Consider the following 14,119-nt stretch of genomic DNA (forward strand, 5'->3'; position numbering starts at 1 on the left):
CGAATGCTCCGCGTGCTCACGGCCGGCGAATCGCACGGCCCCGAACTCGTCGCCCTCATGGAGGGCCTTCCCGCCGGCGTGCCCGTCACCCGCGCTGCCATCCAGGCCGACCTCGCTCGGCGCAAGCTCGGCTACGGCCGCGGCTCGCGTATGAAGTTCGAGGAGGACGAACTCACCATCTCGACGGGCGTCCGCCACGGCTTCAGCCTCGGCAGCCCGATCGCGCTGCGCATCGGCAACACCGAGTGGCCCAAGTGGGTCGAGGTGATGAGCCCCGAGCCGGTCGAGCTGACCGAGCGCTCCCGCGGGCGCGGCGCCGCCCTGACGCGTCCCCGCCCCGGCCACGCCGACCTCGTCGGAATGCAGAAGTACGGCTTCGACGAAGCCCGCCCGATCCTCGAGCGTGCCAGCGCCCGCGAGACGGCCGCACGGGTGGCGCTGGGCGCGGTGGCGCGCTCGTTCCTCGGCGAGCTCGGCATCCGCCTCGTCAGCCACACGCTGTCGATCGGTCCCGTCCGGGTGCCCGACGGAGCAGCGCTGCCGACTCCGGATGACGTGGATGCGCTCGACGCGGATCCGCTGCGGTGCTTCGACGCCGAGACCTCCGCTGCGATGGTCGCCGAGGTCGACGCGGCGAAGAAGGACGGCGACACGCTCGGCGGCATCGTCGAGGTCCTCGCGTACGGGCTCCCGCCCGGGCTCGGCTCCCACGTCCAGTGGGACCGCCGTCTCGACGCGAAGCTCGCGCAGGCGCTGATGGGCATCCAGGCGATCAAGGGCGTCGAGGTCGGCGACGGCTTCGAGACCACGCGTCGTCGCGGTTCGGCAGCGCACGACGAGCTGTTCGCGACCGATGCGGGCATCGCGCGATCGAGCGACAAGGCGGGCGGCACCGAGGGCGGGATGTCGACCGGCACCGTCCTGCGCGTCCGCGCCGGCATGAAGCCGATCGCGACCGTGCCGAAGGCCCTGCGCACCGTCGACGTCGCTTCGGGCGACTCCGCGACGGCGCACCACCAGCGTTCCGACGTCTGCGCCGTGCCGGCAGCGGGTGTCGTGGCCGAGGCCATGGTCGCCATCGTCCTCGCCGAGTCGGTGCTCGAGAAGTTCGGGGGCGACAACGTCGCCGAGACCCGTCGCAACCTCGAGGGATACCTCGCGGCGATCCCCGAGACTCTGCGCTCGGCGGCGTTCAGCGACGACGCGATCGGATGACCGCCGCGGCGATCGTGCTGATCGGACCGATGGGCGCGGGCAAGTCGAGCATCGGAAAGAAGCTGGCGCGCGTGCTCGGCTCGACGTTCACCGACAGCGACAGCCTCGTCGTCCGCGATCACGGCGCGATCGAGCAGCTCTTCGCCGCACACGGCGAGCGGCACTTCCGCGAGCTCGAGCGTCGTGCCGTCGCCGAGGCCCTCGGACGCGGCGGCGTCGTCGCTCTCGGCGGCGGGGCGGTGCTGCACACCGACACCCGGTCCGACCTCGCCTCGCACCGGGTGGTCCTGCTGACGGTGTCGGAACAGACCATCGCGTCCCGCCTCGCCGGGACGAAGCGTCCGCTGCTGCAGGGCGAGGACCCCGTGGGTCGCTGGCGCGAGGTCGCCGAGAGCCGCCGCGAGGTCTACGAGCAGCTGGCCGACGCGCGCTTCGACACTTCCACCGGCCGGATCCAGGACATCGTCGACGCCATCGCGGCGTGGGCTCAGGAGGAGACGTCATGACAGACACCACCGTCATCACCGTCGGGGGCGGCTCGCCCTACGACATCACGATCGGGCGCGGCATCCTCCCGCTCGTCGGCTCGGCGCTGCCCGAGGCCGCCCGCAAGGTGCTGATCGTGCACCCGCCGACGCTGTCGGCGCAGGCCGAACGCCTGCGCGAGATGCTGGGCGCCGACCGCCAGGTGCTGCTCGCCGAGATCCCGGACGCCGAGCAGGGCAAGCGCGTCGAGGTCGCGGCGTTCTGCTGGCAGGTCATGGGCCAGGCCGACTTCACCCGCACGGATGCGGTCGTCGGGTTCGGCGGGGGCGCCGTGACCGACCTCGCCGGCTTCGTCGCAGCGACGTGGCTGCGCGGCATCGCGGTCGTGCAGGTCCCCACGACGGTGCTCGGCATGGTCGACGCGGCCGTCGGCGGCAAGACGGGCATCAACACCGCCGAGGGCAAGAACCTGGTGGGGGCCTTCTGGCCTCCCGTCGCCGTCGTCTGCGACCTCGACCTGCTCGACGGGCTCTCGCGCAACGAGCGCGTCGCCGGTTTCGCGGAGGTCGTGAAGGCGGGGTTCATCTGGCATCCCGAGATCCTCGACCTCATCGAGGCGGATCCGGAGGCGGCTGTCGACCCGCACAGCGCCTCGTTCCGGCGCAGCATCGAACTCGCGATCGACATGAAGGCGAAAGTCGTGGGGGAGGACCTCCGCGAGGCGGGCCTGCGCGAGGTGCTCAACTACGGACACACGCTCGGGCACGCCATCGAGCACGCCGAGCGGTATCAGTGGCGCCACGGCGCGGCGGTGTCCGTCGGGATGATGTTCGCCGCAGAGCTCTCGCGGCTGGCCGGCCGGCTTCCGGATGCCGCAGCCCAGCGTCACCGCGACATCCTCGAGACGCTCGGGCTGCCCACGTCGTACCGCGCGGGTGCGTGGCGCCAGCTGCTGGCGACGATGCAGCGCGACAAGAAGACCCGCGGCTCGATGCTGCGGTTCATCGTGCTCGACGACATCGCCAAGCCCACCGTGCTGCAGGCCCCCGACGAGTCGCTGCTCTTCGCCGCCTACCAGGAGGTCGGGGCCTGAGCCCGCTCGTCATCGGTAGGGTGGGCGCGTGAGCACACCCCGACGCCTGCTGCTGGTCAACGGGCCCAACCTGAACCTGCTCGGCACCCGCGAACCGGAGATCTACGGACGCGAGACGCTCGCGGACGTCGAGACGCTCGTGACCGAGACAGCCGCGGAGCGGGGGATCGAGGTGCGCTGCGTGCAGAGCAACCATGAGGGCGTGCTCATCGATGCCATCCACGAGGCGCGCACCGACTGCGCCGGCATCGTCATCAACCCGGGCGGACTCACGCACACCTCCGTCGTGCTCCGCGACGCCCTCGCGGGAGTCGCGCTGCCGGTGGCCGAGGTGCACATCTCGGACGTCTCCCAGCGCGAGAGCTTCCGCCATCACTCCTACGTCGCCGACATCGCTTCGGTGCACGTCATCGGCGAGGGCGTCGCCGGATACGCGCGCGCGACGCGACAGCTGCTCGACATCCTCGCGTAGAATCGATCCTCGGCCCGTCGGCCGCCCGACCACACGAACGGAACTCCACACTCATGGCATCGACCGCAGACATCAAGAACGGCGTCGTCCTCAGCATCGACGGTCAGCTTTGGAACGTCATCGAGTTCCAGCACGTCAAGCCCGGCAAGGGCGGAGCGTTCGTCCGTACCAAGCTGAAGAACGTCGTCTCGGGCAAGACCGTCGACCGCACCTACAACGCGGGCGCGAAGATCGAGATCGAGAACGTCGACCGTCGCGACTTCACCTACCTGTACAACGACGGTGACAACTTCGTCTTCATGGATGTCGACGACTACGACCAGATCACGGTCGCCGCCGCCACCGTCGGCGACGCGAAGAACTACCTGCTCGAGAACCAGCAGGTGCAGATCGCGCTCAACAACGGCAACCCGCTCTACATCGAACTGCCGGCATCCGTCGTCCTCGAGATCACGTACACCGAGCCGGGCCTCCAGGGCGACCGCTCGTCGGCCGGCACGAAGTCCGCGACCGTCGAGACCGGTTACGAGATCCAGGTTCCGCTGTTCGTCGAGCAGGGCACCAAGGTCAAGGTCGACACCCGCACGGGTGACTACCTCGGCCGCGTGAACTGACGCCGGTCCTCGTCCGATGAGCGCTCGCTCCAAGGCGCGCAAGCGCGCCCTCGACATCCTCTACCAGTCCGACATCCGCGGCGACGACCTCGGTGTGACGCTCGCCGCCGAGGCGAAGCGCGCTGCGCTCGAGCCCGCCCGCGAGGCATCGTGGCTGTACGCGCGCGAGATCATCGACGGGGTCATCGACAACCGCGACGACATCGACGAGCAGATCACCACCTTCGCGAAGGACTGGTCGCTCGCACGGATGCCGGCAGTGGACCGCGCGATCCTGCGACTCGGCGTCTGGGAGATCGTCTACAACGACGCGGTGCCGGCGGCCGTCGCGATCGACGAGGCGGTCGAGCTCGCGAAGGAGTTCTCGACGGACGGGTCGAGCGCCTTCGTCCACGGCGTGCTCGGGCGGGTCGCCCGACTGGGCTGACCGACGTCGGAGGCACCCGCGAGGATCCTCGAATGAGGTTGAACCCGTGAGCGCGAAGACGACGCCGTCGTGGCGCACGGTCCTGGCGCCGGGGGCGGCGGGCGAGAACCCGGTGGCCCTCGGGGTCCAGCTGCGACAACGAGAAAGCGCGGCCACGGCTCATTGGGGTCCGCGTCGGGTTATCCCGGCGACGCCGCGCGGCGTCGCGACGTCCGATGGCGAGCTCCGTCTCGCAGCCCGTCCGCTGACTCGGAGCGCGGCGAGCGGGCGATGGGTCCAGGGCGACGAGACGTGGGAGTCGCTCCGCCGCGGCGCGTGGCGGGTCGATCCGGTCCGGTCCCGCTGGTTCTCGACGCTCTACGGCATCGCGCACGATGCCCGGCTGCTCGGTGGCTACGGCGATTCCGAGTGGCTGACCCTCGACGGTGCCGACTCCGAACTGCTCTGGCCGCATCTGCGGACTGCGTCCGCGCTCGGCATCCCGATCGTCTCGACGCGACCTGATCAAGAGGTCTTCCTCGGTGACGCCGCGACCGTGGAGGTGCGGGTCGAGGGCGCCCCCGACGGCCTGCGGCTCGTTCCCGTCGTACGCTTCGACGGCGGGGATGCCGCGGCCCATGCGCGTCCGATCGGTCACGTCGGGGTCTACGGCGTCGACCAGGTGGGCGATTCGCTCCGGGTCGTCTTCGCACCGGCCGAGGTCGGGTCCGGCGTACGCGCCCTTCTGATGGCGGGCGCTCCGGTCCCCGTGCCCGAGGCGGAGCGCGTCGATTTCCTGCGGGAGGCGTACCCGAGACTGGCCCGCGAGACCACGGTCGTCGCAGGGGCCGGGGTGCGTCTGCCTGCGCCCGAGCGCACGTCCGTCGTCGTCACCGTCGAGCAGCGGCCGCGCGACGAGCTGGCCTACACGATCGGGTGGCAGGTACCGGGCATCGGACGGCTGCCGTGGGGGAGCGACGAGGCAACCTCGTCGGCGGACCCCGGTCTTCGCTCCTCGCTCGAGGCGGCGTGGGCAGGGGCGGGGTCGGTCGACCGCCCGTTCGCGCCGACGGGAACCTTCAGCGGGGTCGATGCCGCCGAGTTCACCAACGAGCTCCTGCCCGCGTTGCAGGCCCTCGACGGGGTGCGGGTCGAGATGTCGGGCGTGACTCGGTCGTACCGCGAGCTCTCGGGCGATCCGCGTATCCGGGTGCGAACGGTCGAGACGACCGACGCCGACTGGTTCGAGCTCGGGGTGCATGTCGAGGTCGAGGGACGCCGCGTGCCGTTCCGCCCGCTGTTCACCGCGCTCGCCCAGCGGCGGAAGAAGATGTTGCTCGCCGACGGCGCCTACTTCTCGCTCTCGCACCCGGCGCTGGACAGACTCCGCGAGCTCATCGAGGATTCCCGTGATCTCGTGGAGTGGGAGGCCGGTGGTGCGCGAGTGAACCGTTACCAGCTGCAGCTCTGGACCGACTTCGAGGATCTCGCCGACGAGGCCGAGCCCGCGGTCCGCTGGCGTTCCGCTGTCGATGATCTACGTCAGGCGACGTCTGCCGGCGGCGACAGCTCCGCTCCCGAGCAGCCGGCGGGCATCGTCACGACGCTGCGTCCGTATCAGCGCGACGGGTACGCCTGGCTTGCGGCACTGCGCGATGCTCGTCTCGGCGGCATCCTCGCCGACGATATGGGCCTCGGGAAGACTCTTCAGCTGCTGGCTCTGCTCCAACGCGAGCACGAGCGTGGCGAGGCTCGCCCGGCGCTCGTGATCGCACCCACCTCGGTGGTGTCGGCGTGGCGTGACGAGGCCGCGCGTCACGCGCCCGGACTCCGCATCGCCGTCATCGAGGGAACGGCGCAGCGCCCGGACCGGTTCGAAGCGGATGTCGTGGTGACTTCGTACGCGCTCCTCCGTCTCGACGCGCCGTCGTATGCGGAGCGCGAGTGGTCGACCGTCGTGCTCGACGAGGCGCAGTACGTCAAGAACCCCCGCACGCGCGTGCACCGGGCGGCGCTCGGTCTACGCGCCGACGTCGTCTTCGCTGCCACGGGCACGCCGCTCGAGAACAGCCTGACCGATCTCTGGTCGATCCTGTCGCTGACGAGTCCGGGCCTGTTCCCCTCCGCCCGACGCTTCCGCGAGGAGTACGTGAAGCCGATCGAGCACGGGCGTGTCGACGAGAACGCCGAGGGCGGGCCCGCCCGAGAGCGCCGGCTCGCGCGATTGCGGCGGAGGGTGCAGCCGTTCCTGCTCCGGCGCACGAAGGACGTCGTCGCGGCGGACCTCCCACCGCGACAGGAACAGGACGTTCGTGTCGAGCTGTCGAGCGGGCACCGTGCCGTCTACGAGCGTGTCCTCCAGCGGGAGCGGCGCAAGGTGCTGGGGCTGCTCGACGATCTCGACAGTCAACGCTTCATCGTCTTCCGCTCGTTGACGCTCCTTCGGATGCTCGCCCTCGCGCCGGCACTCGTGGATGCTGGCGGGCCGGGCCTCGTCTCCAGCAAGCTCGACGCGTTGCGCGGACGCCTCGACGAGGTCGTCGCGGAGGGGCATCGCGCACTCGTGTTCAGCCAGTTCACCTCGTTCCTCGACATCGTGGAGACCGACCTGCGCGCGCACGGCATGGGGGTCGTCCGCCTCGACGGCTCCACCACGCGACGCGCCGATGTCGTCGAAGCCTTCCGTCGCGGCGACGACCCCGTGTTCCTCATCAGCCTGAAGGCGGGTGGCGTCGGGTTGACGTTGACCGAAGCCGACTACGTCTTCCTTCTCGATCCATGGTGGAACCCGGCGGCCGAGCAGCAGGCCATCGACCGGACCCATCGCATCGGGCAGGACCGCCCGGTGACCGTGTACCGACTCATCGCCGCCGGCACGATCGAGGAGAAGGTGGTCGAGCTGCAGCGCCGCAAGGCGCGCCTCATCAGTGCCGTGCTCGACGCGGATGGGGCCTTCTCGAACGCCCTGACCGCCGACGACATCCGGCAGCTGCTCGCCTGATCCGATGGCTCGCCCGCCCGGGAGGAATGACACGGTGCTCTGCGGCCGGCCGGGATCAGGCGCTCACGTAGACTCGACCAGTCGCAACAGGAGGTCATCGTCATGCGCATCACAGGCCTGGGACACGCCGGAATGTTCATCGAAACGGCAGGGGGCAGCATCCTCTGCGATCCGGTCGTCGGACCGAGCTTCTTCGGCTCGTGGTTCCCGTTCCCCGACAACCGCGGGCTCGACTGGGAACGCTTCGGCGCTGCCGACTTCCTGTACATCTCGCATCGGCACCGCGATCACTTCGATCCGGCCCTGCTGCGCGCCCACGTCCCGACCGACATCCGCGTGCTGCTGCCCGACTACCCGACCGACGATCTCGAACGCGATCTGCGTGAGCTGGGATACGACAACATCATCTACACGCAGGCCGGCGTGCCGCTCGAGTTCGGCGACCTGAAACTCATGGTGACTCCGCTTCGTGCGCCGAGCGACGGACCGATCGGCGACTCGTCGCTCTCCGTCGACGACGGCACGGCGTCAGTGCTGAACCAGAACGACTCGCACCCGCTCGACCTCGACAAGCTGATGTCGTTCGGCAAGCCCGACGCCTACTTCACTCAGGTCTCCGGCGCCATCTGGTGGCCGATGGTCTACGACCTGCCGCAGGACGCGAAGCAGAACTTCGCGCAGCTCAAGCGCGACGCGCAGAACAAGCGTGCGATGTACTACATCGATAAGGTCGACGCGCCGCACGTGTTCCCGATGGCCGGGCCGCCCATGTTCCTGCGCGAGGAGCTGTTCCGCTACAACGGATGGGGCGAGCAGAACGACTCGATCTTCACCGATCAGGCCCAGTTCCTGGCCCACATGGCCGAAGAGCGTCCCGACCAGAAGGGGTACCTGTTCGTCCCCGGAACCCAGGTCGACCTCGACGGCGGCAGCCTCGAGGTGACTCAGACGCTCTACACGGATGCCGAGATCGAGCGCATCTTCTCGGACAAGTGGGCTTATCTCGCCGAGCAGCGCGACAGCCGCCAGGACGAGGTCCGCGCCGAGATCGAGCTGCGGGCGCCGATTCTGCCTCCGGACGAGATGCTCGCCGCGATCAAGCAGTGGTGGGAGCCGCTTCTGCGACGCGCGCGCACGATCCGCAACGGCGTCGGCGGCATGGTCCGCTTCCGCATCGGCGAGCTCGACATGGTCGTGGACTTCCCCAAGGCGAAGGTCCGCGAGTACGCGGGCGAGGAGTGCATCTACTGGTACACGATCCCCGCAGACCTGGTGTCGACGAACATCCGCGACCACGAGATCGACTGGTCGAACTCGATCTTCCTGTCGATGCAGTTCGAGGTCGGTCGCAGCGGGAAGTTCAACGAGTTCCTCACGACGTTCCTCAAGTGCCTCTCGCGCGATCGCATCGAGTACGTCGAGAACTGGTACGCCGAGCAGTCGGACCAGACCGAGGACGCCGAGCTCGGCGACTGGACGGTCCAGCGGCGCTGTCCGCACCTCCGTGCCGATCTGACCAAGACCGGGAAGATCGAGGACGGTGTGCTCACCTGCTCGCTGCACGACTGGAAGTGGGATCTCGCCACCGGACGCTGCCTGACCACCCAGGGCCACCCGATTCGCGCGAGCCGGATCATCGAGACGGCGAACGCCACCAACCCGGCGGCCTGATCGTACCGACGCGAGCGCCTGCGTGGCCGGTCACGACGTGATCAGCCACCACCAGATGAGGAGCAGCGTCACGATGAAGCCGCCGAGCTGGTTGAGCCAGAGGAAGCGGTCCCAGCCGGCGGTGGCTCGTTCGCACGTCTCATCGGTGATGTCCCGGAACGGCCACAGGGTGATGAGGTACGGCACGGCCACGACAGCCGCGAGCGGCCCCGGCCATTCGGTGGCGAGCATGAGCATGCCGGCCAGCGCGTAGCACGCCAGGGCGAACCTCACGGTCCAGCGTGCGCCGCGAACCGTCGCGATGGAGGCGATGCCGGCGTCGCGGTCGGCGCCGACGTCCTGGACGGCACCGAAGGCGTGCGAGGCGATGCCCCATGCGGCGAAGGCCAGCAGGATGATCGACAGCTGCCACGTCCAGGTCGCTCCCGAGAGAACGAGCCCGTACACGGCCGGGGAGAAGAAGTGGATGCTGCTCGTGATCGAGTCCGCGAAGGGACGCTCTTTCAGGCGCAACGGGGGAGCGCTGTAGAAGACGACGAAGAAGAGGCTCGCCGCGAGGACGAGCCACGAGGCCGGCGAGCCTACGGCGACGAGGTAAGCGACGAAGGGCAGGCACGACAGGCCTGCCGCCCACAGGGTCGCGCGGTGGACGCTCCGGTCGAGGATCGCACCGTGCGCGCCACCCTTCCGGGGATTCCGCAGGTCTGACTCGTAGTCGAAGACATCGTTGATGCCGTACATCGCGAGGTTGTAGGGCACGAGGAAGAACAGCGTGCCGATGATGAGCGTCACGTCGATCTGGCGGGTCGTGAGCAGGTACGCCGCGGCGAACGGGTAGGCCGTGTTGATCCAGCTCACCGGACGCGAGGCGATGAGCAGTTGACGTGCGAGCGCGGTGGCTGTCATCGGTTCGGTTTCTCCAGAAGGGTCGCGACGGCCGGCACCAGGAAGGCTGCGCACAGCGGGTACGCGAAGTCCTCGAGCGGTGCGAGGCCGATCCGGATGCCGCTGAGGTGCTCCTCCGGGTAGGTGAACAGGCCGGCGGCGATCATCACGTTATCGAAGACGGCCGTCAGCAGGATCAGCACGGCGGCCGCGAGCGCCGACCACGCCATGCGCGACGCGAAGCGGGGGCGCCGCGCCGAGACGGCGGTCACCACGATGGTCGCGACGACGAACGGGATGACGATGAGGGGGTAGGTCACGGCGCCGCATCCGTCCGCCGACCTTCCGGATGTCGTCTCTCACGCCATCGTCTCGCGCCGCCGTAGACGACGAGAGCCAGATAGCTGAGGAACAACAGGAATATCGGCTCCTCGAGCGGGAGGTGCGGCGCGAGGTCGATACCCAGCAGCGATGAGCTGCCGCCCTTGACGAAGACGCCCGTGGCGATGCCCACCGCATCCCACAGGAGGAAGAACGCGGTGCCGACGAGCGAGGCGACCACGGTCCGTCGTCGATCGCGCCAGAACGCCAGGCGGAATCGCCGGTCGAGCAGCCCGACGCCGCAGAGCGACACGAGCAGGGCGATCAGGTACGAGCCCGGCACCGCTCACCCGGCGGGGGTGGCGGGCGCGGCGGGCTCAGGGAGCGGACCGGCGGTGGTGTCGCCGCGCAGCCGCTTGACCACCAGCTCGGCCGAGATGAGGCACATCGGCAAACCGATACCGGGGAGGACCGAGGCGCCGGCGTAGTAGAGGCCGGGGACCTTCTTCGAGGCGTTCCCGGGCCGGAACAGCGCGCTCTGACCCAGCGTGTGAGCCAGACCGAGGGAGTTCCCCCGCCAGGCCCCGAGATCGCGGGCGAAGTCGCCGGGAGCGATCGTACGACGGACCTTCACGCGCGACGCGAGGTCGGTGACTCCGGTCCATCGGGCGATCTGGTCGATGGCACGGTCTGCTGCGGCTTCGATCGCCGCATCGCCTCCGCCGTCGACGCCTCCGCGCCCGAGCTCCGGGTCGGCGGGGATCGGCACGAGGACGAAGAGATTCTCCGACCCGTCCGGTGCGACGGTGCCGTCCGTGGCGCTGGGCCGGCACACGTACAGCGAGGCGGGATCCGGAATGTGCGTGTCGCGCCCCGAGATCGCCTCGAAGTTCTCACGCCAGTCTCGCGTGAAGAGCAGCGTGTGGTGCGAGAGCTCCGGCAGCTCGCCATCGACGCCGAGGAGGATCAGCAGCGCACCGAAGCTCGGCGTGCGCTTGCGCCACCAGCGCTCGGGGTACGTCTGCCGCTCGGGAGGCAGCAGGACCGTCTCGGTGTGGTGGAGGTCGGCGGTCGAGACGACGAGGTCGGCCGGGATCTCCGTAGTGTCGGCGAGGCGCACGCCGGTCGCCGTGCCGTCGTCGGCGGTCAGGATCTGCGAGACGGCCGTGCCGGTGCGGACCTCGACGCCCCGCTCCCGGGCCAGCCGCTCGATGGCCGCGATGATCTCGGTGAATCCGCCGCGTGGGTAGAGGACCGCATCGTCGAGATCGAGGTGGCTCATCAGGTGGTAGAGACTCGGCACGTCGTAGGGCGACGAACCGAGGAAGACGGCGGGATAGCCGAGCACCTGGCGGAGCATCGGGTCGCGGAAGCGGCTCTCGACGTACCGGTTGAGCGAGCGGGTGAGCAACGGTGCGAGGGTCGGAACGCGCCTGAGGATGTCGGGGTCGCGGAGCCCCTCCGACGTCGCGTAGGTGTCGTACAGGAACTTCGATACCGCCAGGTCGTACGCGTCGGCGGCCGAGTCGAGGTACTCGTCGAGGCGGGCGCCGGCGCCCGCCTCGCGGCTCTCGAAGAGCGCGGCGGCCTCGGCGCGCCCCGAGATGACGTCGATGTACTCGCCGGCTCCGTCGCCCTCGGGCTCGGCATACACGCGATAAGCCGGAACGAGGGGAACGAGGTCGAGCTCGGCCGCGGCGGTCGTGCCGAGGAGGGCGAAGAAGTGGTCGAACACCTCGGGCATGAGGTACCAGCTGGGCCCCGTGTCGAATCGGAAGCCGTCGCGCTCCCATGACCCCGCGCGGCCCCCGGTCTCGTCGCGTGCCTCGATGACGGTCACGGCGTAGCCCTCGTGGGCGAGCAGGGAAGCCGTCGACAGCCCGGCGATGCCCCCGCCGATCACGACGGCGCGCGACCCCGGGGTGACGTCTCGACGTCGATCGCGGTTCATGCGCCGGCTCGCAGGGGAGCGGCGCCCACTGTTGCGCGGGCGGCCAGTCCCAGCTTCACGGTGTTGGGAACCCGGATCCGTTCGTCGGTGTCGCCGGCTCGTCGCAAGCGGCGTGAGAGCGCCGTGAAGAGGTCGTGGGCCGCAGTGACCGCCCGGCGGCAGTCCGCGGGCAGGCGCGGGATGATGGCACCCGCCGCGTCGAGGTCGGCGTCGATGCGGTCGAGCACCTCATCGCGTGAGGATGTGCCCGCGGCGCCGTCGACACCGAGGTAGTCGCGTCCGAGGGACCCGACGTCGTGGGGGAGATCGCGCAAGAAGTTCACATCCTGGAATGCGGCGCCGAGGCGGCGGGCGCCGTCGACGAGGTCGGGGTCCGCCGGTCGCGGGTGCGATCCGCCGGCGTTGACGAAGGTCTGGAGGCACATCAGTCCGACGACCTCCGCCGAGCCGTAGACGTAGGAGTCGTGCGAGCCCGCGTCGTGAGACGTGACCTCGAGATCCGTGCGCATCGACGCGAAGAACGGCCGTACGAGATCCGCGCCGATGCCGCACTCGCGCGCTGTCGAAGCGAAGGCGTGCACGATGAGGTTGGCGCTGAAGCCCTCCTCGACGGCGATGAGCGTCTCGTCCTCGAGCGCGTCGAGGACGCGTCGCTGAGCCGACACCGGCATCCCGGCCTGTTCGGCCGATCCGTCGACGATCTCGTCGGCGATCCGTACCAGGGCGTAGATGTTCCGGACGTGCGGACGTACCCGCGGCCCCAGCAGGCGGGCCGCGAGTCCGAAGGAGGTCGAGTAGGCCGAGATCACCACGGCGGCCGCGTCGCGGGCCGTCCGGTCGTAGAGCGCGATAGCGGAGTGGTCGGTGGTCACGGGATCCGTCCTTCGATGCCGCCGGCGAGCTTTTCGATGAGGCCGTGAGCGGCCGGGGGGAGTTCGGTGGCTCGGCGTCGCACCGAGGCGAGCGTCTGGCCGACCAGGGTCACGAGCTGCTCGCGGGCCCCGCTGGCGTCGAGCTCGCGTTGCGCCGCCTGAACCGCGATGGGGCCGGTCGGGGCCATCGCGAGTGCGGACGAGACCTGCGGCCATGAGGCCGATTCGCGAGCGAACGAGATGAGCGCCGTGCGCTTGGCTTCGCGGAGGTCGGCGCCGGTGCCGCGCCCCGCCTGCGCCTCGTCGCCGAAGGTGCCGATGAGGTCGTCGACCAGCTGGAAAGCGAGGCCCAGATCGGCGCCGACCGACATCAGGACGGCCCGGTCGCCCTCGTCGGCGTTCGCGAGAACGGCGCCGGCCGCGAGGGGAGCGCAGAACGAGTAGACCGCGGTCTTGTCGTGAGCCGTACTCAGCAGCTGCGCGGTGTCCGGCTCGGTCGGCACGACTGCCTGCTCGACATCCGCGAGTTCGCCGATCGCCGAGACGAGCACGGCGTCGTCGAGCAGGTCGAACAGCGGGACCCGCTGATCGGGCGTGACGTCGGCTGTGGCGACGAGCCTCGCCGCCTCGTAGAGCAGGATGTCACCGGCGAGAACGGCGGCGGCGTCGCCTACCCGCTCGGCGTCGTCGGCGCTCACTCCGAGGGAGCGTGCGTGCGATCGGAAGGTGCCGCCGACGTTAGGGACCCCGCGTCGCTCGACATCGCGATCGATCAGGTCGTCGTGGATCACGAAGGCGCTGTGGAGCAGTTCGAACGCAGCGGCGACATCCCACAGGCCCGGGGCGCTCCGGCGTTCGCCGCCGAATGCCTCGAAGGCGGCGACCACGAGGGCGGGGCGGAACCGCTTGCCACCGGACGTCGCGGCTGCCGCGGCGCGGACGAGGGCGAGCGCCGATGACCCTCGCGGAACGGCGCGTTCCGTGAGTCTGGCGAGGACGCCCTCGAGCGCGCGATCGACAGCGGCCCTGCTGTCGTCGGGCAGAGAGATCACGTTCACCGTCCTAGGGATGCCATTCGCGCGGCGTTTTTGCTAGCTTAACTAGCGTTTGAGCCGATGATAACCAGGCTCGA

14 protein-coding genes are annotated in these 14,119 nt (G+C 69.8%); 8 read left to right on the forward strand and 6 right to left on the reverse strand.

The window, feature by feature from the left end:
• The first annotated feature begins 3 nt into the window (after window positions 1–3).
• The 8 genes from aroC (at window position 4) to AA0Y20_RS09710 (ending at window position 8,958) form a co-directional block, all read left to right on the forward strand.
• Window positions 4–1,215 carry a chorismate synthase gene (gene aroC / locus AA0Y20_RS09675; protein ID WP_412939025.1) on the forward strand — a complete coding sequence of 404 codons (1,212 nt, stop codon included), beginning with the start codon at window positions 4–6 and terminating at the stop codon, window positions 1,213–1,215.
• The gene (locus tag AA0Y20_RS09680; protein WP_412939026.1) at window positions 1,212–1,721 is read left to right on the forward strand and encodes a shikimate kinase; all 510 of its coding nucleotides are present in this window, start codon (window positions 1,212–1,214) and stop codon (window positions 1,719–1,721) included. Before aroC ends, AA0Y20_RS09680 begins: the two co-directional genes overlap by 4 nt.
• A complete protein-coding gene (aroB, locus tag AA0Y20_RS09685; protein ID WP_412939027.1) occupies window positions 1,718–2,794 on the forward strand; it encodes a 3-dehydroquinate synthase in 1,077 nt (358 codons plus the stop codon). The genes AA0Y20_RS09680 and aroB overlap by 4 nt, the downstream gene beginning before the upstream one ends.
• Window positions 2,795–2,822: 28 nt before the next feature.
• Window positions 2,823–3,266 (forward strand): type II 3-dehydroquinate dehydratase, encoded by a 444-nt coding sequence (gene aroQ, locus AA0Y20_RS09690; protein WP_412939028.1) that lies wholly within the window; start codon window positions 2,823–2,825, stop codon window positions 3,264–3,266.
• A gap of 53 nt (window positions 3,267–3,319) precedes the next feature.
• The gene (gene efp / locus AA0Y20_RS09695; protein ID WP_412939029.1) at window positions 3,320–3,880 is read left to right on the forward strand and encodes an elongation factor P; all 561 of its coding nucleotides are present in this window, start codon (window positions 3,320–3,322) and stop codon (window positions 3,878–3,880) included.
• 16 nt (window positions 3,881–3,896) lie between these two features.
• Window positions 3,897–4,307, forward strand: coding sequence for a transcription antitermination factor NusB (gene nusB, locus AA0Y20_RS09700; protein ID WP_412939030.1), 411 nt, complete (start codon window positions 3,897–3,899; stop codon window positions 4,305–4,307).
• Window positions 4,308–4,353: 46 nt separating this feature from the next.
• Complete coding sequence (locus AA0Y20_RS09705) at window positions 4,354–7,287, forward strand: DEAD/DEAH box helicase (RefSeq protein ID WP_412939031.1); 2,934 nt, start codon at window positions 4,354–4,356, stop codon at window positions 7,285–7,287.
• 102 nt (window positions 7,288–7,389) lie between these two features.
• Complete coding sequence (locus tag AA0Y20_RS09710) at window positions 7,390–8,958, forward strand: Rieske 2Fe-2S domain-containing protein (protein WP_412939032.1); 1,569 nt, start codon at window positions 7,390–7,392, stop codon at window positions 8,956–8,958.
• Window positions 8,959–8,988: 30 nt separating this feature from the next.
• On the opposite strand, the gene AA0Y20_RS09715 is transcribed toward AA0Y20_RS09710, so the two are convergent.
• Genes AA0Y20_RS09715 through AA0Y20_RS09740 form a run of 6 tightly spaced genes read right to left on the reverse strand, consistent with a single transcriptional unit; the run spans window position 8,989 to window position 14,039 of the window.
• Window positions 8,989–9,864: a prenyltransferase gene (locus AA0Y20_RS09715; protein WP_412939033.1), complete on the reverse strand. Its 876-nt coding sequence runs from the start codon at window positions 9,862–9,864 to the stop codon at window positions 8,989–8,991.
• The gene (locus tag AA0Y20_RS09720) at window positions 9,861–10,163 is read right to left on the reverse strand and encodes a lycopene cyclase domain-containing protein (RefSeq protein WP_412939034.1); all 303 of its coding nucleotides are present in this window, start codon (window positions 10,161–10,163) and stop codon (window positions 9,861–9,863) included. The genes AA0Y20_RS09715 and AA0Y20_RS09720 overlap by 4 nt, the downstream gene beginning before the upstream one ends.
• The gene (locus tag AA0Y20_RS09725; protein WP_412939035.1) at window positions 10,160–10,507 is read right to left on the reverse strand and encodes a lycopene cyclase domain-containing protein; all 348 of its coding nucleotides are present in this window, start codon (window positions 10,505–10,507) and stop codon (window positions 10,160–10,162) included. The genes AA0Y20_RS09720 and AA0Y20_RS09725 overlap by 4 nt, the downstream gene beginning before the upstream one ends.
• A 3-nt stretch (window positions 10,508–10,510) precedes the next feature.
• Window positions 10,511–12,115, reverse strand: a complete 1,605-nt coding sequence (crtI, locus tag AA0Y20_RS09730; RefSeq protein WP_412939036.1) for a phytoene desaturase family protein — start codon at window positions 12,113–12,115, stop codon at window positions 10,511–10,513.
• A complete protein-coding gene (locus AA0Y20_RS09735) occupies window positions 12,112–12,987 on the reverse strand; it encodes a phytoene/squalene synthase family protein (RefSeq protein ID WP_412939037.1) in 876 nt (291 codons plus the stop codon). The genes crtI and AA0Y20_RS09735 overlap by 4 nt, the downstream gene beginning before the upstream one ends.
• Window positions 12,984–14,039 carry a polyprenyl synthetase family protein gene (locus tag AA0Y20_RS09740; RefSeq protein ID WP_412939038.1) on the reverse strand — a complete coding sequence of 352 codons (1,056 nt, stop codon included), beginning with the start codon at window positions 14,037–14,039 and terminating at the stop codon, window positions 12,984–12,986. The genes AA0Y20_RS09735 and AA0Y20_RS09740 overlap by 4 nt, the downstream gene beginning before the upstream one ends.
• Between the last annotated feature and the right edge of the window lie 80 nt (window positions 14,040–14,119).

Source organism: Microbacterium pratiae (assembly GCF_047302165.1).
Lineage (GTDB): Bacteria > Actinomycetota > Actinomycetes > Actinomycetales > Microbacteriaceae > Microbacterium.